Below are 19,525 nucleotides of genomic sequence, written 5' to 3'. Positions count from 1 at the left end.
TCAGAGATTTGTGTACTGACCCAATTCCCCTGTGGGAGCGGGCTTGCTCGCGAATGATCTTGAATCTGGAGAAAAACGTGATCCGTGTACTGGTAGCCGAAGACCACACCATCGTCCGCGAAGGCATCAAGCAATTGATTGGCCTGGCCAAGGATTTGCTGGTGGTGGGGGAGGCGAGCAATGGCGAGCAGTTGCTCGAGACCTTGCGTCATGTGCCGTGCGAGGTGGTATTGCTGGATATCTCCATGCCGGGCGTGAATGGCCTGGAAGCGATTCCGCGGATTCGTGCGCTGAACAATCCGCCGGCCATCCTGGTGTTGTCGATGCACGACGAGGCGCAAATGGCCGCTCGGGCATTGAAAGTCGGTGCTGCGGGTTACGCGACCAAGGACAGTGATCCGGCGCTGTTGTTAACCGCTATCCGTAAAGTGGCGGCGGGTGGGCGCTACATCGACCCGGACCTCGCCGACCGGATGGTTTTCGAAGTCGGCTTGACCGACTCCCGGCCGTTGCACTCATTGCTGTCGGAGCGCGAGTTTTCGGTGTTCGAACGTCTGGCCCTGGGTGTCAACGTCAATGACATCGCCCAGCAACTGGCCCTGAGCAGCAAAACCATCAGCACCCACAAGGCGCGATTGATGCAGAAGCTCAACATCACCTCGCTGGCGGAGTTGGTTAAGTACGCGATGGAACACAAACTCCTCTAAAGGTAGCGTTACCCTTGTAGGAGCACAGCTTGCTGGCGATGGCGATCTAAGGACGCCATCGCCGGCAAGCTGTGCTCCTACAAGGGATGAAGCGTAGCCGTATCCATTTGCGACATACCTGATAACCCGCTTTTACCGATTCTTGCGGCTTGCAGCCGACCGCCCGTCGCTATAGCGAATCGACATACCCATCCCCGCCATCCTTGTAGGGCAATCCCTACCCCCAACCTTCCATCCGGCTGAGGCCATTCTCTCCTGCACCCCGATTTGCGTGGCCGGCAGTGTCCACTAGGCTTAGCCCACAGCAGTCATCAACAACAAAGGTGCGGGTATGAGCCAGGTCGATTCAAACGCAGGGGCCAGCGACATTCTGGTCAGCTTTCGTGGAGTGCAGAAAAGCTACGACGGCGAGAACCTGATCGTCAAAGACCTCAACCTGGACATTCGCAAAGGCGAATTCCTCACCTTGCTCGGGCCATCCGGCTCCGGCAAGACCACCAGCCTGATGATGCTCGCCGGTTTTGAAACACCGACCGCGGGCGAAATCCTGCTGTCCGGGCGTTCCATCAACAACGTGCCGCCACACAAGCGTGACATCGGCATGGTGTTCCAGAACTACGCGTTGTTCCCGCACATGACCGTCGCCGAGAACCTCGCGTTCCCGCTGACCGTGCGCGGCATGAACAAGAGCGACGTCAGCGACAAGGTCAAGAAAGTCCTGAGCATGGTCCAGCTCGACGCCTTTGCTCAGCGCTATCCGGCACAACTGTCCGGCGGACAGCAGCAGCGTGTGGCGCTGGCCCGGGCGCTGGTGTTCGAGCCGCAGCTGGTGCTGATGGACGAACCCCTCGGCGCACTCGATAAACAACTGCGCGAACACATGCAGATGGAGATCAAACACCTGCATCAACGCCTCGGTGTGACCGTGGTCTACGTGACCCATGACCAGGGTGAAGCCCTGACCATGTCTGACCGGGTGGCGGTGTTCCATCAAGGCGAAATTCAGCAGATCGCGCCACCGCGCACTCTCTACGAAGAGCCGAAAAATACCTTCGTCGCCAACTTCATCGGCGAGAACAACCGCCTCAACGGCCGCTTGCACAGCCAGACCGGTGATCGCTGCATCGTTGAACTGGGTCGCGGCGAAAAAGTTGAAGCGCTGGCGGTCAACGTCGGCAAGACCGGCGAACCGGTCACGCTGTCGATTCGTCCCGAGCGCATCAGCCTCAATGGTTCCAGCGAATCATGCGTCAACCGCTTCTCAGGGAGGGTAGCGGAATTCATCTATCTGGGCGATCACGTCCGGGTTCGCCTGGAAGTCTGCGGCAAGACCGACTTCTTCGTGAAACAACCGATTGCCGAGCTCGATCCCGCGCTGGCTGTCGGCGACGTGGTACCGCTTGGCTGGCAGGTCGAACACGTACGCGCGCTCGACCCACTTTTAGAGGCGAACTGATCGCCCCCCTGCTTCAACCAACCCTGCACGTGGAGAGAACAATAAATGTTGAGATCCCTGAAATTCACCGCCCTGGTCATGGGCATGATCGGTGCGGCACACGCGATGGCCGCGGGTCCGGACCTGACTGTGGTGTCCTTTGGCGGGGCGAACAAGGCTGCGCAGGTCAAAGCCTTCTACGCGCCGTGGGAAGCGGCAGGCAACGGCAAGATCGTGGCAGGTGAGTACAACGGCGAAATGGCCAAGGTCAAAGCCATGGTCGACACCAAGAGCGTGTCCTGGGACCTGGTAGAAGTTGAATCGCCAGAACTGTCCCGTGGCTGCGACGAAGACATGTTCGAGCAGCTTGATCCGAAGTTGTTCGGCAAAACCGAAGACTACGTCAAAGGCGCTATCCAGCCGTGCGGCGTGGGTTTCTTCGTGTGGTCGACCGTGTTGGCCTACAACGCCGACAAACTGGCTTCCGCGCCAACCAGCTGGGTGGATTTCTGGGACACCAAGAAATTCCCGGGCAAACGTGGCCTGCGTAAAGGCGCCAAGTACACCCTGGAATTCGCTCTGATGGCCGACGGCGTTGCGCCCAAAGACGTCTACAAAGTACTGGCTGGCAAGGATGGTCAGGACCGCGCGTTCAAGAAGCTCGATGAGCTGAAACCAAGCATCCAGTGGTGGGAAGCCGGCGCACAACCGCCGCAGTACCTCGCTTCCGGTGACGTGGTCATGAGCTCGGCCTACAACGGCCGGATCGCTGCCGTGCAGAAAGAAAGCAACCTGAAAGTGGTGTGGAACGGCGGCATCTACGACTTCGACGCATGGGCGATTCCAAAAGGTCTGGATAAAGCACGGGCAGAAGCGGCGAAGAAATTCATCGCTTTCACCGTGCAGCCACAGCAGCAGAAGACCTACTCGGAAAACATCGCCTACGGCCCGGCCAATATCCTGGCCGTACCGTTGCTGCCCAAGGATGTCCTGAAAGACATGCCGACCACCCCGGAAAACATCGCCAACCAGGTGCAGATCGACGTCAGCTTCTGGGCTGACAACGGCGAGCAACTGGAACAGCGTTTCAATTCCTGGGCTGCGAAGTAACTTGCGATTGAACCTGTAGGAGCTGGCTTGCCAGCGATCCGGGCGGCACGGTGTATCAGCCAGACCCCGTTATCGTTCATCGCTGGCAAGCCAGGCTCCTACAGGTGATCAATTGTTATCAAGAACAGAAGTGGCCTTGCCCTCAAAGAGTGCCACTTCTGTAACGATCAAAGATTTCCGGAGTACGCCATGGCCACCGCCATTCCCCTGAACGCGGGCACTGACCCCACCTTGAAGCAGCGACTCAAGCACGCCGAGCGGATCAACCGCTGGAAGGCTCAAGCCTTGATCGCGCCGTTGGTGCTGTTTCTGTTGCTGGTGTTCCTGGTGCCCATCGTGGCGCTACTCTACAAAAGCGTGGGTAACCCGGAAGTGGTCGGCGGCATGCCGCGCACCGTGTCGGCCATCGCTAGCTGGGACGGCCGAGGCCTGCCCGCTGAACCGGTTTACAAAGCGGCCAGCGAAGACCTCGCCGAAGCCCGCAAGAATCAAACCCTGGGCGACTTGTCCAAGCGCTTGAACATGGAATTGGCCGGCTACCGCAGCCTGCTGACCAAAACCGCCCGCGCCTTGCCGTTCGCCACTGAACCGGCCTCCTATAAAGAAGCGCTGGAAGGTCTCGACGAGCGCTGGGGCGACCCGGCCTACTGGCAGGCCGTGCGCCGCAACGTCAGCAGCATTACGCCTTACTACCTGCTGGCGGCGGTCGATCATCGTATCGATGACCTCGGCGAACTGGCCCCGGCCACACCCGACCAGGCGATTTACCTCGACATTTTTGCCCGGACTTTCTGGATGGGCCTGATCATTACGGCGATCTGCCTGGTACTGGCGTATCCATTGGCCTACTTGCTGGCGAACCTGCCTTCGCGTCAAAGCAACCTGTTGATGATTCTGGTCCTGCTGCCGTTCTGGACCTCGATCCTGGTGCGCGTCGCCGCCTGGATCGTATTGCTGCAATCGGGCGGGCTGATCAACAGCGGCCTGATGGCCATGGGCATCATCGATAAGCCACTGGAACTGGTGTTCAACCGTACTGGCGTCTACATCTCCATGGTGCACATCCTGCTGCCGTTCATGATTCTGCCGATCTACAGCGTCATGAAAGGCATCTCGCCGACGTACATGCGCGCCGCGATTTCCCTCGGCTGCCACCCGTTCGCCAGTTTCTGGCGGGTGTACTTCCCGCAGACCTATGCCGGTGTCGGCGCCGGTTGCCTGTTGGTGTTCATCCTCGCCATCGGCTACTACATCACCCCGGCGTTGCTGGGCAGCCCGAACGATCAGATGGTCAGCTACTTCGTCGCCTTCTACACCAACACCAGCATCAACTGGGGCATGGCGACCGCACTGGGCGGGCTGTTGCTGCTGGCGACCGTGGTGCTTTATCTGATTTACAGCTGGCTGGTGGGCGCCAGTCGCCTGCGCCTGAGCTAAGGGGAGAACGAAATGCTGAGTCCTTATATGTCGCCCGTTGAGCGGGTGTGGTTCTACAGTTTGCGGATTCTCTGCGGCTTGATTCTGTTGTTCCTGATTCTGCCGGTGCTGGTGATTATTCCGCTGTCGTTCAACTCGGGCAGTTTCCTGGTGTACCCGCTGCAAGGCTTTTCGCTCCACTGGTATCAAGACTTCTTCGCCTCGGCGGAATGGATGCGCTCACTCAAGAACAGCATCATTGTTGCCCCGGCGGCGACGGTGTTGGCGATGGTCTTCGGTACGCTCGCGGCGATTGGCCTGACGCGCGGCGATTTTCCGGGCAAAGCGCTGGTCATGGCATTGGTCATTTCGCCGATGGTAGTGCCGGTGGTGATCATTGGTGTAGCGAGTTACCTGTTCTTTGCCCCGTTGGGGTTGGGCAACAGCTTCTTTTCGCTGATCGTGGTGCACGCGGTGTTGGGTGTGCCGTTTGTGATCATCACCGTGTCGGCGACGTTGCAGGGGTTCAACCAGAATCTGGTGCGCGCCGCTGCAAGCCTGGGTGCCTCGCCACTGACGGCGTTTCGCCGGGTGACGTTGCCGTTGATTGCGCCGGGCGTGATTTCGGGGGCGCTGTTTGCCTTTGCGACATCGTTCGATGAAGTGGTGGTGACGTTGTTCCTGGCCGGTCCGGAACAAGCGACCTTGCCACGGCAGATGTTCAGCGGGATCCGCGAAAACCTCAGCCCGACGATTGCGGCTGCGGCGACGTTGCTGATCGCCTTCTCGGTGATCCTGCTGCTGACCCTGGAATGGCTGCGCGGTCGCAGCGAAAAACTGCGTACCGCCCAGGTCTGATACCACTCCCTGTAGGAGCCGGCTTGCTGGCGAATGGAGCAACGCGGTGTACCTGATACACCGCTTTCGCTGGCAAGCCAGCTCCTACAGGGACGGTGTGGAAACCCGGCTTCGGTCATTCATGTCCTTCTGTAGGAGCCGGCTTGCCGGCGAATGGAGCAACGCGGTGTACCTGATACACCGCTTTCGCTGGCAAGCCAGCTCCTACAGGGACGGTGTGGAAACCCGGCTTCGGTCATTCATGTCCTTCTGTAGGAGCCGGCTTGCTGGCGAATGGAGCAACGCGGTGTACCTGATACACCGCTTTCGCTGGCAAGCCAGCTCCTACAGGGACGGTGTGGAAACCCGGCTTCGGTCATTCATGTCCTTCTGTAGGAGCCGGCTTGCCGGCGAATGGAGCAACGCGGTGTACCTGATACACCGCTTTCGCTGGCAAGCCAGCTCCTACAGGGACGGTGTGGAAACCCGGCTTCGGTCATTCATGTCCTGAATAGCAGACAACCCCCAATCCCCAGCTACTATTGTGCCCAGCTCCCCTACCTATAAGAGGCTGCGCACGATGAGTCTTTCCTCTTTCAAAATCGCTCACAAATTGATCACCGGCGCAGGTGCCATCGAGCAGCTCGCCGCTGAACTGACGCGTCTTGATGTCGATAACCCGCTGATCGTTACCGATGCGGCGCTGGTCCAGTCCGGCACGGTCGAATTGGCGCTGGCACAACTGGGAGACCGGTCCTACGAGATTTTCGACCGGGTCCTGCCAGACCCGGAAATCGCCATCGTCGAAGACTGCATGCGGGTGTATCGCGACGGCGGGCATGACGGCTTGATTGGTTTAGGCGGCGGCAGTGCCATAGACATCGCCAAGAGCGTGGCGGCGTATGCCGGTTATCACGGCGCACTCGAAGATTTGTTCGGCGTCGATCAAGTGCCGCGCAAAGGCCCGCCGCTGATCGCCATCCCGACCACGGCCGGTACGGGTTCGGAAGTCACCAACGTGGCCATCCTCTCCGACAAGGTCGCGCAGCTGAAAAAAGGCATCGTCAGCGACTATCTATTACCGGACGTGGCGCTGGTCAGTCCACAAATGACCCTGACCTGTCCGCGCAGTGTCACCGCTGCCAGCGGCGTCGATGCGCTGGTGCATGCCATCGAGTCCTACCTGTCGGTCAATGCCTCGCCGATCACCGACGCCTTGGCCATCGGCGCCATCAAACTGATCGCCAAAGCGCTGCCCAAGGCCTATGCCAATCCGTCCAACCTGCAGGCCCGTGAAGACATGGCCACCGCCAGCCTGATGGCGGGCATGGCGTTCGGCAATGCGGGGGTCGGCGCGGTGCACGCGTTGGCGTACCCGTTGGGCGGACGTTTCAATATCGCCCACGGTGTCAGCAACGCCTTGTTGCTGCCTTATGTCATGACCTGGAACAAGATGGCGTGCGTTGAGCGCATGCAAGATATTGCCGAAGCCATGGGGGTGAAGACCGCTCATCTGAGCGCCAACGAAGCGGCGGACAAAGCCGTGGAGGCGATGACCGCTCTGTGTGCAGCGGTAGAAATCCCGTTGGGCTTGCGCAGTTTCGGTGTTCCCGAAGACGCCATCCCGGCCATGGCTGCGGAAGCGGCGGGGATCGAGCGCCTGATGCGCAACAATCCTCGCAAACTGAGTGCCGTCGATATCGAGAAAATCTACCGAGCGGCGTACTAGAGCCTGCCGTCACATAATGATCGAAGGCAGGCCCAATCATCGCGGTCACAGTGCGCGCGCCAAAGTATGAGGTATACAATGCGCGCCATCGTGATTCCGCTCAAAAAGGTGCGTCATGCAGCCCTTCGTTATTGCTCCGTCGATTCTCTCCGCCGACTTCGCCCGCCTGGGCGAAGAAGTGGACAACGTCCTGGCCGCCGGTGCCGACTTCGTGCACTTCGATGTCATGGACAACCATTACGTGCCCAACCTGACCATCGGCCCGATGGTATGCGCGGCGCTACGCAAGTACGGCGTGACCGCGCCAATCGACGCGCACCTGATGGTCAGCCCGGTGGACCGCATCGTCGGTGATTTCATTGAAGCCGGCGCGACCTACATCACCTTCCACCCGGAAGCCTCGCAGCACGTCGACCGTTCCCTGCAACTGATCCGCGAGGGCGGCTGCAAGTCGGGCCTGGTGTTCAATCCGGCGACCCCGCTGAGCGTGCTCGAATACGTGATGGACAAGGTCGACATGATCTTGCTGATGAGCGTCAACCCGGGCTTTGGCGGGCAGAAGTTCATCCCTGGCACCCTCGACAAACTGCGTCAGGCGCGGGCGTTGATCGATGCCTCCGGGCGTGACATTCGCCTGGAAATCGACGGCGGCGTGAACGTGAACAACATCCGTGAAATCGCCGCCGCTGGCGCTGACACTTTCGTTGCGGGCTCGGCGATTTTCAATGCGCCGAACTATCAGGAAGTGATCGAGAAGATGCGCGCCGAACTGGCACTGGCTCGCCCATGAGTGGTTTTGAGCAGTTGTTCCCGGGGCGTCTGCCGCGGCTGGTGATGTTCGATCTGGATGGCACGCTGATCGATTCGCTCCCGGACCTCGCAGCGGCTGTGGATAACATGCTGCTCAAGCTGGGCCGCCAGCCTGCCGGCATCGAGTCGGTACGTGAATGGGTCGGTAACGGCGCGCCGGTATTGGTGCGTCGTGCGCTGGCGGGTGCCATCGAGCACTCTGCCGTCGACAACGTTGAGGCTGAACACGCGCTGGAGATTTTCATGCAGGCCTATGGCGCAAGCCATGAGCTGACCGTGGTTTACCCCGGTGTGCGCGACACCTTGAAGTGGCTGCACAAGCAGGGCGTGGAGATGGCGCTGATCACCAACAAACCGGAGCGTTTCGTCGCGCCGTTGCTGGATCAGATGAAAATCGGCCGCTACTTCAAATGGATCATCGGTGGCGATACTTTGCCGCAGAAAAAACCCGATCCGGCCGCGCTGTTTTTCGTGATGAAAATGGCCAACATCCCGGCCTCGCAATCCTTGTTCGTCGGCGATTCGCGCAGCGATGTGCTGGCGGCGAAAGCGGCAGGGGTCAAGTGTGTGGCGCTCAGTTACGGCTATAACCATGGCCGGCCGATCGCCGAAGAGTCGCCGGCGCTGGTGATCGACGATCTGCGCAAACTAATTCCCGGTTGCCTGGATCCAGCCGCTGAGATAACGTTGCGCGACGCTGTTCAACCCCCTGCTGGAAACGCCATCGTGGTGGTCACTCGCAAACTCTGGATGAAAGTCATCAAGGCCCTGGCCCGCTGGCGTTGGCGCGCCTGACTTGTTCCTGGCCGGCGTACCGGCGCGTTTGCATACCTGACCGTTAGACCCTCAAGCCACGAGGCTACCCTATGATCCGCGAAGAATTCCTGCGTTTGGCTGCTGCCGGCTACAACCGCATCCCGCTTGCCTGCGAAACCCTGGCTGACTTTGACACGCCGCTGTCGATCTACCTGAAACTGGCCGACGAGCCGAACTCCTACCTGCTGGAATCGGTTCAGGGCGGGGAAAAGTGGGGCCGGTATTCGATCATTGGTCTGCCGTGCCGCACCGTGCTGCGGGTGCATGACCATCACGTCAGTGTGACCGTCGACGGCGTCGAGACCGAAAGCCACGACGTTGAAGACCCGTTGGCCTTCGTTGAAACCTTCAAGGCCCGTTACAACGTGCCGACCATCGCCGGCCTGCCGCGTTTCAACGGCGGTCTGGTGGGTTACTTCGGTTATGACTGCGTGCGGTACGTGGAGAAGCGCTTGGGCAAATGCCCGAACCCGGATCCACTGGGCGTGCCGGACATTCTGCTGATGGTTTCCGACGCCGTCGTGGTGTTCGACAACCTCGCCGGCAAGATGCACGCGATTGTGCTGGCTGATCCGACCCAGGCCGGTGCTTTCGAGCAAGGCCTGGAACGTCTGGAAGAATTGCTGGAAAAACTCCGCCAGCCGATCACACCGCGCCGTGGCCTGGATTTCAGCAAGCAGCAGTCGGCTGATCCGGTGTTCCGTTCGAGTTTCACCCAGGACGATTACGAAAAAGCCGTCGACACCATCAAGGAATACATCCTGGCTGGTGACTGCATGCAGGTCGTGCCGTCCCAGCGCATGTCGATCGACTTCAAGGCTGCGCCGATCGATCTGTACCGGGCGCTGCGCTGCTTCAACCCGACGCCTTATATGTACTTCTTCAACTTCGGCGACTTCCATGTCGTCGGCAGTTCGCCGGAAGTGCTGGTGCGGGTCGAAGACAATCTGATTACCGTGCGCCCGATTGCAGGCACCCGTCCACGCGGCGCCAACGAAGAAGCCGATCTGGCACTGGAAAAAGACCTGCTGTCCGACGACAAGGAAATCGCCGAGCATTTGATGCTGATCGACCTGGGCCGCAACGACACCGGTCGGGTCTCGGAAATCGGCTCGGTGAAGCTCACCGAGAAGATGGTCATCGAGCGTTATTCCAACGTGATGCACATCGTGTCCAACGTCACCGGGCAGTTGAAGGCCGGTCTGACGGCGATGGACGCGCTGCGGGCGATTCTGCCGGCTGGCACGTTGTCGGGCGCACCGAAGATTCGTGCGATGGAAATCATCGACGAATTGGAACCGGTGAAACGTGGCGTCTACGGCGGCGCGGTCGGTTACTTTGCCTGGAACGGCAACATGGACACCGCGATTGCGATCCGCACCGCAGTGATCAAGAACGGCGAACTGCATGTGCAGGCCGGTGGCGGCATCGTCGCCGACTCGGTGCCGGCGCTGGAATGGGAAGAAACCCTGAACAAACGGCGAGCGATGTTCCGCGCCGTGGCCCTGGCCGAACAAACCCCCTCTCCACAGTAAGTGTTCAGCATAAAAAAACGCGGCGCCTGTGAGGGCGCCGCGTTTTTTTATGGCCTCGCGATTTAGAAGTCCAGCGCAACCCCTAGGTTAATCCCTTGCTGAGTAAAGTCGTCATCCTTGCGAATGTTGTAGCTGGCGCGCAGTGCCAGTTCCTTGGTGAGGTTGTGGCTTACCCCGAGGTTCACCCGGTTCAGATTGGTTTGCGGGGTGTAGCCTTCCAGCGTGAACTGATTGTTCGGCAGGCTGTTGAGGCTGATTGACACGTCCTGGGTATCGTCGTTGTACTCACGCTCGTGAGCCACTTCGCCGAATACCTCGGTTTGTGAGGTGATCTGGTATTTGCCCTGCAATCCGACGCCGAGGCGCCGGGAAATACTCTCCTGATCAGCAAAGGTCAGCGCTGTGGAGTCACTGGCTTGCTCCGAGTAGCCATCGACTTTTACCTTGGAGAAATCGGCGCTGACAAACGGCGACAGGTGCCAAGGGCTGCTGGCTTGTTGTGCGATGTCGTAGCCGATGCGAGCGCTAGCGGCTTCGACGTAACCACTGGTGTCGCCTTTTTCGCTGCGTTCGTTGGCGCCCAGCTGGAATTTACGCTTGAGGCTGTCGTAGTCCAGATGCCCGCCCGTCAACGCCATGTCGGCCCACACGCGGTTTTGCTGGTATTGGGCGAATGCGGTGCCCAGGTACGTGTTGAGCTTGTAGTCGGAGTCGTTATTCCCGGCTTCGAGTTTCTGGTTGTAGAAACCGGCCGCCACCCCCACGCGCCAGGCATCGTCGAGGCGATAGCTGCCGCCGATGTTCAGGTTGTAACCGTTACCGTCGGCGCTGGCGGCGCTGCCCTGATCGTCAAAATCCTGATGCTGGCCACCGCCGGCAACGATCGCTTGCCATTGACCAACGCCTTGCCAGTTTTCCCAATCGGCCATCCATTGGTTGCGCAGTTCATCTTGATGCGCGCGCAGGGTGCCTTGGGCCATTTGCGGCAGTAGCGTCAGCTCCCACGGCGCTGACAACAGCGAATACGCATAATCGGCAATCAGGCGTTGCCCGGCTTCGGTCGGGTGTACCGAGTCGTTGTAGATCAGCTTGGTCGGGTCTGGTGTGGCGCTGTTGATACCGTAACGGGCGTTCTCGGTGCAGCCGCTGCCGCTGAAGCAGGTGGCGCTCAGGTTCTGGTCGGTGGCCAGGCCAAATTGCGCCGGGTTGGCGAACGTCTCTTTGAGAAGCACTGGAATGTTGAGTGGGATGATTTCTGCATTGATGTTCTGCAGTCGGCTGACCAGTTCAGTGTTGAATTGGGCGCTGAGCTGGGAGGTGAACGCTTGCAGCGGGGAGCCGTTGAACGCCGGGGTGAAACCAATATCGGGCAGCAGCCAGACCATGACGTATTTTGCGCCGGCGGTTTGCAGCGTCTGTACGCTATCAGCCAATCGGTCGGCGGCGGCACTGGCCTGAGGCAGGCTGGTGACGCGGCCCTGCAGGAAGTCGTTACCGCCACCCGACAGGTAATACAGCGCGTTCGGGTCGGCACGGAAGTTGTTCGAAGGCAGGTAACCCGCTCGGGTACGCTCGCCGGTGTCGGAAATACTGGTGATCGAATCGAGAATCTGATCGGTGCGATAACCGCCGACGGCCCAGTTGTTGCCATCGGGCTGGCCATTGCTGGCGCGCACCGCCGAATTCGATGACGCGGTCTGGTCCGCGGTGTACCCCAGTTTTCCACCCAGTATCTGCGTGGAGTTGAGTGAGCGGATTTCGCCGCTGCCATCCAGATAAACCGGCCCCGTCCGGTTGGTATAGCGTTGCGTCGCCCCGGCAGGCCCGCCGGTGTCGGCAAAGGTTCCGGCGTCGTTGAGACTGTCGCCGAAGACGACGAAATTAGTGTAAGGATTCGGTGCGGCGTTCGCTTGGGCGCAGGCCATCGCGAGCAAGCATCCTGCGAGCGGTACAAACAACGTCTGTTTGATCATGAGCAAGTCCATTTATTTATTGTTGTAGTGAACGAAACGACAGTACCAAAAACTTCCAGCCTTTTGCCATCTGTCGCGAAGCCTTTGATAGTTTCGCGAGCAGTGGCCCCGGCCATATTGCACGCTCTGCCCGGCTAAGTTACTGTGCCCGGACGTATGAAAGAGACCTTCTCCGTGTTGATCATCAGTAAACTCCTGGATCAAGTCATCAAGGCACACGCCCGCTGGCGTTGGCGCGCCTGAATTCTTTTTGCCGGCCCCGCCGGACTTGTACCCGCTTTGCCTTCGTTACCTGTTTGAAATGCCGCTTTGCTGGCGCTACTCCAGCACCTGACAAAGCGCAGCGCGCTGCGGGTAATTCATTCGAAGGCCATCTTTAAAGTCAGTGAATTCAAGAGGTTCAAAACGCCATGTTGCTGATGATCGATAACTACGACTCCTTTACCTACAACGTTGTGCAGTACCTCGGTGAGCTCGGCTCCCAGGTCAAAGTCGTGCGCAACGATGAGCTGACCATCGCTGAAATCGAAGCCCTCAACCCAGAGCGCATCGTGGTGTCCCCCGGTCCTTGCACCCCGACCGAAGCCGGGATCTCGATTGAAGCGATCAAGCATTTCGCCGGCAAACTGCCGATTCTTGGCGTCTGCCTCGGCCATCAGTCCATCGGCCAGGCCTTTGGCGGTGATGTGGTTCGCGCCCGTCAAGTGATGCACGGAAAGACTAGCCCGGTATTCCACGAGGACAAGGGCGTATTCGAAGGCCTGAATCGCCCGCTGACGGTGACGCGCTATCATTCGCTGATCGTCAAGCGTGAAACCCTGCCCGATTGCCTGGAGCTCACCGCCTGGACCCAACTTGAAGACGGTTCGGTCGACGAGATCATGGGCTTGCGCCACAAGACACTGAACATCGAAGGCGTGCAGTTCCACCCCGAGTCGATTCTCACCGAGCAGGGCCATGAGCTGTTCGCAAACTTCCTCAAACAAACCGGCGGCACGCGCTAAGGACTTTTCATGAATATCAAGACAGCCCTGGGCCGTATCGTCGATCATCTCGACCTCAGCACCGATGAGATGCGCGATGTGATGCGCGAAATCATGACCGGCCAATGCACGGATGCGCAGATCGGCGCATTCATGATGGCCATGCGCATGAAGAGCGAAAGCATCGACGAAATCGTCGGCGCGGTGTCGGTCATGCGCGAGCTGGCGGACAAAGTCGAACTCAAGACCCTCGACGGCGTGGTCGATGTGGTCGGTACCGGCGGTGACGGTGCCAACATTTTCAACGTGTCGACCGCTTCTTCTTTCGTTGTTGCAGCGGCTGGTTGCACTGTGGCCAAGCACGGTAACCGTGCGGTGTCGGGCAAAAGCGGCAGCGCCGATTTGCTGGAGGCGGCTGGTATCTACTTGAACCTGACGCCGGTTCAGGTGGCTCGATGCATCGACAACGTCGGCATCGGTTTCATGTTCGCCCAGACTCACCACCGTGCCATGAAGTACGCCGCCGGTCCGCGCAAGGAGCTTGGCCTGCGTACCCTTTTCAACATGCTCGGCCCGCTTACGAATCCGGCCGGCGTGAAGCATCAGGTGGTGGGCGTGTTCAATCAGGCACTGTGCCGGCCGTTGGCCGAAGTCCTGCAGCGATTGGGCAGCAAGCACGTGCTGGTAGTGCATTCCAAGGATGGCCTGGACGAATTCAGCCTGGCCGCGCCGACCTTTGTGGCGGAATTGAGAAACGACCAGATCACCGAATATTGGGTCGAGCCGGAAGACCTGGGCATGAAAAGCCAGAGCCTGCATGGGCTGGCAGTCGAAAGCCCGGCGGCCTCGCTGGAATTGATTCGCGATGCCTTGGGCAAACGCAAAACCGAAAGCGGTCAGAAAGCCGCCGAGATGATTATGCTCAATGCCGGTGCCGCGCTGTACGCCGCCGACCATGCAACCAGTTTGAAAGAAGGCGTTGCCCTGGCGCACGATGCGCTGCACACAGGCCTCGCTCGGGAGAAACTGGAGGAGTTGGGTGCATTTACCGCGGTATTCAAAGTGGAGAATGAAGGATGAGTGTACCGACGGTTCTGGAAAACATTCTGGCGCGCAAGGTCCAGGAAGTCGCCGAGCGTAGCGCTCGTGTGAGCCTGGCCGAGCTGGAAAGTCTGGCCAAGGCGGCCGATGCACCCCGTGGTTTTGCCCAGGCGTTGTTGGCGCAAGCCAAGCTCAAGCAGCCGGCGGTGATTGCAGAAATCAAGAAAGCCTCGCCGAGCAAGGGCGTGATCCGCGAGAACTTCGTTCCCGCCGACATCGCCAAGAGCTATGAAAAGGGCGGCGCGACGTGTTTGTCGGTGCTGACCGATATCGATTATTTCCAGGGCGCCGATGCGTATCTGCAACAGGCCCGGGCGGCGTGCAAACTGCCGGTGATCCGCAAGGACTTCATGATCGATCCTTATCAGATCGTCGAAGCGCGGGCGCTGGGCGCCGATTGCGTGTTGTTGATCGTTTCCGCGCTGGATGACGTGAAAATGGCCGAGCTGGCTGCCGTGGCAAAAAGTGTCGGCCTCGATGTGCTGGTGGAAGTTCACGACGGCGACGAGCTGGAGCGGGCCTTGAAAACCCTCGACACACCGCTGGTCGGCATCAACAACCGTAACCTGCACACCTTCGACGTCAGCCTGGAAACCACACTCGACCTGTTGCCGCGTATCCCTCGTGATCGTCTGGTGATTACCGAAAGTGGCATCCTCAACCGCGCCGATGTCGAGCTGATGGAAATCAGCGACGTTTATGCGTTCCTGGTTGGCGAGGCGTTCATGCGCGCCGAAAGCCCGGGGACGGAGTTGCAACGTCTGTTCTTCCCGGAGCGCGGTACTGCGGTGAGTGGTTCTACACTCGACTGATTCCGACAGGAAAACCGTGGTGCGCCCTTCGCGAGCAAGCCCGCTCCTACATTTAATCCGCGCTCATCCAGGTAGCGACGATCAAATGTAGGAGCGGGCTTGCTCGCGAAGAGGCCCTCGAAGTTTCCAAAGATCTAAAACCTTGCGGAGTATTCCATGACCCAGCCGACCAATCTGACGATCGAAGCCGGCCTGCAAGCCGAACAGGATTTGCTGGCATCGGTCTGCGCCGCCGATTCGGAATTCGGCCTGCTGTTCTGGCAACCCAGCGACCGGGCCTTGGTCATGCCCCGACGCTTGAATCGTCTGCCCGGTTTTGACGCGGCCTGCGAAGTTTCAGCCGCTGCCGGTTGGCCGGTCCTATTGCGTGAAACCGGCGGCGAACCGGTGCCGCAATCGGCATCAACCATCAACATCGCATTGGTCTACGCACCACCACGCAGTGAAGGCGACCAGAACCGGATCGAAACCGCCTATCGCCGACTCTGCGATCCGATCTGCCAGTTGCTGGACGAACTGGGCGGCGTGTCGTCCCTCGGCGAAATCGATGGCGCATTCTGCGACGGCCGTTTCAACGTCAACCTTGATGGCCGCAAGATGGTCGGTACCGCTCAACGCTGGCGCCAAAGCAAGGGCGGCACGCGTCCGGTCGGGTTGGTGCACGGTGCGTTGTTGCTGGATAACGAGCGCGAATCGATGGTGGCGGCGGTCAATTGCTTCAATGAAGCCTGCGGTCTGGATCAGCGCGTTCGCGCCGAAAGCCACATCGCCCTGCATGAGAAGTTCGCCGCGCCCGATGCGCTCGGTCGGCTCGATGCGCTTTATCGCCAGTTGCTGGCAGACATGTTCAAGGTTTAGCGCGTACCGAAGACCACCATGGTCTTGCCTTTGACGTCCACCAGGTTGCGTTCTTCCAGATCTTTGAGCACGCGACCGACCATTTCACGCGAACAGCCGACAATCCGGCCGATTTCCTGGCGGGTCACTTTGATCTGCATGCCGTCCGGGTGGGTCATCGCGTCCGGCTGCTTGCACAGTTCCAGCAGGCAACGGGCGACGCGACCTGTCACGTCGAAGAACGCCAAGTCACCGACCTTGCGCGTGGTGTTGCGCAGACGCTGTGCGATTTGTCCGCTGAGGACGTAAAGAATGTCTGGATCTTGCTGGGACAGCTCGCGGAATTTCGCGTAGCTGATTTCCGCGACCTCGCATTCGATCTTCGCGCGGACCCAAGCGCTGCGTGCCTGTTCCAGTCCGGCCTGTTCGAACAGCCCCAACTCCCCGAAAAAATCCCCGGCGTTCAGGTAGGCGATGATCATTTCACGACCGTCGTCATCCTCGATCAGGATCGTGACCGAGCCTTTGATAATGAAAAACAGCGTTTCCGAGCGATCGCCCGCACAAATAATGTTGCTCTTGGCCGCATAGCGACGGCGTTGGCAATGCATCAACAGCTTGTCGAGGTTTTTGATTTTGGGTATTGGGGTAATAGCAACCATGGTTGTATCCCGAAAAGACTTCACGGTGTGTGTTGGTTTTCTTGTGAGTCGCCGACAACGGTCGATGCAAAGCTGGCTATGCGCCAGTGAATTGGCGCCAGCTTAACAGACGTTTCCTTCAAGATTTGAGAATTTACCTACGTTGTAGACACTTGCGTCCTAGGAAGGTGAGACGCTGTCAATCAAGGGCCCTGTGCTAAGCTGGCGACCCTTTTTTAGACAGTGGAGTCTTGGCGATGAAGGCACGCATCCAATGGGCTGGCGAAGCCATGTTCCTCGGTGAATCCGGCAGCGGTCACGTGGTGGTCATGGACGGTCCGCCCGATGCCGGCGGTCGCAACCTGGGTGTCCGGCCGATGGAAATGCTCCTGCTCGGTGTTGGCGGTTGCAGCAATTTCGACGTGGTCAGCATCCTCAAGAAGTCCCGTCAGGCCGTCGAAAGCTGCGAAGCCTTCCTCGAAGCCGAGCGTGCGACCGAGGACCCTAAAGTCTTCACCAGGATTCACATGCATTTTGTGGTCAAGGGGCGCGGGTTGAAAGAAGCCCAGGTCAAACGCGCCATCGAGCTGTCGGCAGAGAAGTATTGCTCGGCCTCGATCATGTTGGGTGCGGCAGGCGTGGCGATTACCCACGATTACGAGATCATCGAACTCGGTTGAGTCAGGCACAAAAAAGGCGACTCCCTCACGGCAGTCGCCTTTTTTATGTCTGTCGCAAAACCTTTGTAGGAGCAAGGCTTGCCCGCGATAGCGTTCTCGAGATCGCCATCGCGGGCAAGCCATGCTCCTGCGAAAAGCCCCTGAGGTCAGATCCGATAAGTACTCTTGGTCATCACCTTGGCCAACAGACTCATCCCGAACTTGACCGGTGCCGGAAAACGGAGCCCTCCGGCATCCAGTGCACTTTCCGCGTGATGTTCTTCATCAATTCGCATCTGCTCAAGAATCGCCCGGGACTTTTCGTCCTCGGCTGGCAATTGCTCAAGGTGTTCATTCAAGTGCTTGCACACCTGATGTTCAGTGGCGGCAACGAACCCCAGGCTGACTTTGTCGCTGATCAACCCGGCCACCGCACCGATCCCGAACGACATGCCATAAAACAGCGGATTGAGAATGCTGGTGTGACTGCCCAGCTGATGAATGCGTTGCTCGCACCACACCAAATGGTCGATCTCTTCTTCGGCAGCATGCTCCATGGCGGCACGCACATGCGGGAGCTTGGCAGTCAGGGCTTGCCCTTGATACAGCGCCTGAGCGCAGACCTCGCCGGTATGGTTGATGCGCATCAGGCCGGCAACGTGCCGGGTGTCTTCATCGCTCAATTTCGCATCGGGCTGGACGATGGCCGGCGACGGACGGCAGGGCTGGCCGCCGAAGGGCAACAGGGTGCGCATGGCGGCGTCAGCTTGCAGCAGAAGACGGTCAATCGGCGAGTAGTGACGTTGGGTAGTCATGCTGACCTCCGGGAAAAATCTCGGCGGCCAGTTTAACCCAATCGGCCGGGGAAGGTTTGCGCTGGGTCATGCGGGAGTGGCTGGCCACTCCCCTGGAACAGTCTGCAATCAGCCCGGCGGCCAGTGCATCTGGCGCTGACCCAGCACATGCATATGAATGTGATAGACGGTCTGTCCACCTTCCTCATTGCAATTCATGACAATGCGGAAGCCTTTTTCGCAACCCAGCTCCAGCGCCAGACGCTGCGCGGTGAACAGAATATGCCCGGCCAGTGCCTTGTCGTCCTCGGTGAGGTCGTTGAGGGTGCGCACGGGTTTCTTCGGGACCACCAGAAAATGCACCGGTGCCTGTGGGTTGATATCGTGGAAGGCCAGTACCTGGTCGTCCTCGTAAATGATCTTTGCCGGGATTTCCCGATTGATGATCTTGGTGAACAGAGTATCCACAGCTGTTTTCTCCGTTGTTTTGGCTGGCCTGAGTGTACCCATGGTTTTACCGTAGGACCATTCAGCGTGGGCAGTAAACCTTGTTGACCATGCCGGCGATTGTCCGGTTTAACCAGCGAGAGCCGAGCCGCGGCAGAAAGGCGCGCCAACGGTTGCGTCGGCCTGGAATAATGATCGCGCGATTTTTCTCCAGGGCGCGCACGGTATAAAGCGCCACTTCTTCGGGACTCATCAGTATTTTGCTGTCGATCAGTTTGCCGGTGTCCAACTGCGCGGTACGAAAAAAACCGGTGCGCGTCGGGCCGGGGCAGAGCACCGAGACCTTGACTGCGCATTTCTTGAGCTCGACGCGCAAACCTTCGGAAAAATGCAGCACATACGCCTTGCTGGCGTAATAAGTGCTCATCCACGGGCCGGGCAGAAACGCGGCGACCGAGGCAACATTGAGGATTTGCCCGCCACCCTGCAAGGCCATGCTGTTTCCGATGGCGTGGCAGAGGCGGGTGAGTGCCAGAATGTTCACTTCGATCAGGTCCTGCTCGGTCATCCAGTCTTGAGCGAGAAAGGGACCGCAAGTCCCCATGCCAGCGCAGTTCACCAGCAAATCAATTTGACGGTCGCCTTCCTCCAGTTCCAGCAGAAACCCCGACAGCCGCAGCGGCTCGCCGAGGTCACAGGCACGGAAAAGCACTTCCACGCCAAAACGTTGAGTCAGTTCTATCGCAATACTTTCCAGCTGATCACGCTGTCGGGCCACCAGAATCAGGCTGCGGCCACGCCGGGCCAGCGCTTCGGCCATCGCCAGGCCGATGCCGCTGGAAGCGCCGGTGATCAGAGCGTAACGGGTCATGCAGTTCTCCAT

General features: G+C 59.2%; 19 protein-coding genes. 14 read left to right on the top strand and 5 right to left on the bottom strand.

Annotated elements, in window-relative coordinates:
• Positions 1–53 precede the first annotated feature (53 nt).
• The 9 genes from ACA048_RS26735 to trpE all read left to right on the top strand — a co-directional run bounded on the left by ACA048_RS26735 (position 54) and on the right by trpE (position 10,395).
• Entirely contained in the window at positions 54–707 is a 654-nt protein-coding gene (locus ACA048_RS26735; protein ID WP_497626949.1) for a response regulator, read from the top strand.
• A 331-nt stretch (positions 708–1,038) separates the two neighbouring features.
• Positions 1,039–2,163: an ABC transporter ATP-binding protein gene (locus tag ACA048_RS26730; RefSeq protein ID WP_497626948.1), complete on the top strand. Its 1,125-nt coding sequence runs from the start codon at positions 1,039–1,041 to the stop codon at positions 2,161–2,163.
• A gap of 45 nt (positions 2,164–2,208) precedes the next feature.
• Complete coding sequence (locus tag ACA048_RS26725; RefSeq protein WP_497626947.1) at positions 2,209–3,252, top strand: ABC transporter substrate-binding protein; 1,044 nt, start codon at positions 2,209–2,211, stop codon at positions 3,250–3,252.
• Between the two features lie 189 nt (positions 3,253–3,441).
• Complete coding sequence (locus tag ACA048_RS26720) at positions 3,442–4,689, top strand: ABC transporter permease (RefSeq protein ID WP_223514876.1); 1,248 nt, start codon at positions 3,442–3,444, stop codon at positions 4,687–4,689.
• A gap of 12 nt (positions 4,690–4,701) precedes the next feature.
• Complete coding sequence (locus tag ACA048_RS26715) at positions 4,702–5,526, top strand: ABC transporter permease (RefSeq protein ID WP_497626946.1); 825 nt, start codon at positions 4,702–4,704, stop codon at positions 5,524–5,526.
• Between the two features lie 559 nt (positions 5,527–6,085).
• Positions 6,086–7,234: an iron-containing alcohol dehydrogenase gene (locus ACA048_RS26710; protein ID WP_497626945.1), complete on the top strand. Its 1,149-nt coding sequence runs from the start codon at positions 6,086–6,088 to the stop codon at positions 7,232–7,234.
• Between the two features lie 115 nt (positions 7,235–7,349).
• A complete protein-coding gene (gene rpe, locus ACA048_RS26705) occupies positions 7,350–8,024 on the top strand; it encodes a ribulose-phosphate 3-epimerase (RefSeq protein WP_027926743.1) in 675 nt (224 codons plus the stop codon).
• Positions 8,021–8,839 carry a phosphoglycolate phosphatase gene (locus tag ACA048_RS26700; protein ID WP_497626944.1) on the top strand — a complete coding sequence of 273 codons (819 nt, stop codon included), beginning with the start codon at positions 8,021–8,023 and terminating at the stop codon, positions 8,837–8,839. Before rpe ends, ACA048_RS26700 begins: the two co-directional genes overlap by 4 nt.
• 71 nt (positions 8,840–8,910) lie before the next feature.
• On the top strand, positions 8,911–10,395 hold the full coding sequence (trpE, locus tag ACA048_RS26695) for an anthranilate synthase component I (RefSeq protein ID WP_497626943.1): 1,485 nt from the start codon (positions 8,911–8,913) through the stop codon (positions 10,393–10,395).
• A gap of 62 nt (positions 10,396–10,457) precedes the next feature.
• On the opposite strand, the gene estP is transcribed toward trpE, so the two are convergent.
• The gene (gene estP, locus ACA048_RS26690) at positions 10,458–12,368 is read right to left on the bottom strand and encodes an esterase EstP (protein ID WP_497626942.1); all 1,911 of its coding nucleotides are present in this window, start codon (positions 12,366–12,368) and stop codon (positions 10,458–10,460) included.
• A gap of 410 nt (positions 12,369–12,778) precedes the next feature.
• Here estP and ACA048_RS26685 point away from each other — a divergent pair, with 410 nt between their 5' ends.
• The 4 genes from ACA048_RS26685 (at position 12,779) to ACA048_RS26670 (ending at position 16,122) form a co-directional block, all read left to right on the top strand.
• A complete protein-coding gene (locus tag ACA048_RS26685) occupies positions 12,779–13,372 on the top strand; it encodes an aminodeoxychorismate/anthranilate synthase component II (protein ID WP_007906885.1) in 594 nt (197 codons plus the stop codon).
• A 9-nt stretch (positions 13,373–13,381) separates the two neighbouring features.
• A complete protein-coding gene (trpD, locus tag ACA048_RS26680; RefSeq protein ID WP_497626941.1) occupies positions 13,382–14,431 on the top strand; it encodes an anthranilate phosphoribosyltransferase in 1,050 nt (349 codons plus the stop codon).
• Positions 14,428–15,264, top strand: coding sequence for an indole-3-glycerol phosphate synthase TrpC (gene trpC / locus ACA048_RS26675; RefSeq protein WP_223514854.1), 837 nt, complete (start codon positions 14,428–14,430; stop codon positions 15,262–15,264). The genes trpD and trpC overlap by 4 nt, the downstream gene beginning before the upstream one ends.
• 156 nt (positions 15,265–15,420) lie before the next feature.
• Positions 15,421–16,122 (top strand): lipoate--protein ligase family protein, encoded by a 702-nt coding sequence (locus ACA048_RS26670; RefSeq protein WP_497626940.1) that lies wholly within the window; start codon positions 15,421–15,423, stop codon positions 16,120–16,122.
• Here the strand turns inward: ACA048_RS26670 and crp are convergent.
• The gene (gene crp / locus ACA048_RS26665) at positions 16,119–16,763 is read right to left on the bottom strand and encodes a cAMP-activated global transcriptional regulator CRP (protein WP_027926750.1); all 645 of its coding nucleotides are present in this window, start codon (positions 16,761–16,763) and stop codon (positions 16,119–16,121) included. The two genes, ACA048_RS26670 and crp, sit on opposite strands and share 4 nt — an antisense overlap.
• Before the next feature lie 236 nt (positions 16,764–16,999).
• Here crp and ACA048_RS26660 point away from each other — a divergent pair, with 236 nt between their 5' ends.
• Positions 17,000–17,422, top strand: coding sequence for an OsmC family protein (locus ACA048_RS26660; RefSeq protein ID WP_007994936.1), 423 nt, complete (start codon positions 17,000–17,002; stop codon positions 17,420–17,422).
• A gap of 146 nt (positions 17,423–17,568) precedes the next feature.
• On the opposite strand, the gene coq7 is transcribed toward ACA048_RS26660, so the two are convergent.
• The 3 genes from coq7 to ACA048_RS26645 form a co-directional block, all read right to left on the bottom strand.
• Positions 17,569–18,216 carry a 2-polyprenyl-3-methyl-6-methoxy-1,4-benzoquinone monooxygenase gene (gene coq7 / locus ACA048_RS26655; protein WP_497626939.1) on the bottom strand — a complete coding sequence of 216 codons (648 nt, stop codon included), beginning with the start codon at positions 18,214–18,216 and terminating at the stop codon, positions 17,569–17,571.
• 108 nt (positions 18,217–18,324) lie between these two features.
• The gene (locus ACA048_RS26650; protein WP_497626938.1) at positions 18,325–18,663 is read right to left on the bottom strand and encodes a histidine triad nucleotide-binding protein; all 339 of its coding nucleotides are present in this window, start codon (positions 18,661–18,663) and stop codon (positions 18,325–18,327) included.
• 61 nt (positions 18,664–18,724) lie between these two features.
• Positions 18,725–19,513, bottom strand: coding sequence for an SDR family NAD(P)-dependent oxidoreductase (locus ACA048_RS26645; RefSeq protein ID WP_497626937.1), 789 nt, complete (start codon positions 19,511–19,513; stop codon positions 18,725–18,727).
• Between the last annotated feature and the right edge of the window lie 12 nt (positions 19,514–19,525).

This window comes from Pseudomonas sp. LBUM1659, assembly GCF_059716045.1.
This window is presented reverse-complemented; position numbering and strand designations above follow the sequence as displayed.

Excerpts from the sequence above, each read along its gene's own strand:
- ACA048_RS26700 (WP_497626944.1), top strand. The coding sequence starts at position 8,021 with ATGAGTGGTTTTGAGCAGTTGTTCCCGGGGCGTCTGCCGCGGCTGGTG.
- trpD (WP_497626941.1), top strand. The coding sequence starts at position 13,382 with ATGAATATCAAGACAGCCCTGGGCCGTATCGTCGATCATCTCGACCTC.
- trpC (WP_223514854.1), top strand. The coding sequence starts at position 14,428 with ATGAGTGTACCGACGGTTCTGGAAAACATTCTGGCGCGCAAGGTCCAG.
- rpe (WP_027926743.1), top strand. The coding sequence starts at position 7,350 with ATGCAGCCCTTCGTTATTGCTCCGTCGATTCTCTCCGCCGACTTCGCC.
- ACA048_RS26715 (WP_497626946.1), top strand. The coding sequence starts at position 4,702 with ATGCTGAGTCCTTATATGTCGCCCGTTGAGCGGGTGTGGTTCTACAGT.
- ACA048_RS26670 (WP_497626940.1), top strand. The coding sequence starts at position 15,421 with ATGACCCAGCCGACCAATCTGACGATCGAAGCCGGCCTGCAAGCCGAA.
- crp (WP_027926750.1), bottom strand. The coding sequence starts at position 16,763 with ATGGTTGCTATTACCCCAATACCCAAAATCAAAAACCTCGACAAGCTG.
- ACA048_RS26645 (WP_497626937.1), bottom strand. The coding sequence starts at position 19,513 with ATGACCCGTTACGCTCTGATCACCGGCGCTTCCAGCGGCATCGGCCTG.
- estP (WP_497626942.1), bottom strand. The coding sequence starts at position 12,368 with ATGATCAAACAGACGTTGTTTGTACCGCTCGCAGGATGCTTGCTCGCG.
- ACA048_RS26720 (WP_223514876.1), top strand. The coding sequence starts at position 3,442 with ATGGCCACCGCCATTCCCCTGAACGCGGGCACTGACCCCACCTTGAAG.
- ACA048_RS26725 (WP_497626947.1), top strand. The coding sequence starts at position 2,209 with ATGTTGAGATCCCTGAAATTCACCGCCCTGGTCATGGGCATGATCGGT.
- trpE (WP_497626943.1), top strand. The coding sequence starts at position 8,911 with ATGATCCGCGAAGAATTCCTGCGTTTGGCTGCTGCCGGCTACAACCGC.
- ACA048_RS26685 (WP_007906885.1), top strand. The coding sequence starts at position 12,779 with ATGTTGCTGATGATCGATAACTACGACTCCTTTACCTACAACGTTGTG.
- ACA048_RS26710 (WP_497626945.1), top strand. The coding sequence starts at position 6,086 with ATGAGTCTTTCCTCTTTCAAAATCGCTCACAAATTGATCACCGGCGCA.
- ACA048_RS26735 (WP_497626949.1), top strand. The coding sequence starts at position 54 with ATGATCTTGAATCTGGAGAAAAACGTGATCCGTGTACTGGTAGCCGAA.
- ACA048_RS26660 (WP_007994936.1), top strand. The coding sequence starts at position 17,000 with ATGAAGGCACGCATCCAATGGGCTGGCGAAGCCATGTTCCTCGGTGAA.
- coq7 (WP_497626939.1), bottom strand. The coding sequence starts at position 18,216 with ATGACTACCCAACGTCACTACTCGCCGATTGACCGTCTTCTGCTGCAA.
- ACA048_RS26730 (WP_497626948.1), top strand. The coding sequence starts at position 1,039 with ATGAGCCAGGTCGATTCAAACGCAGGGGCCAGCGACATTCTGGTCAGC.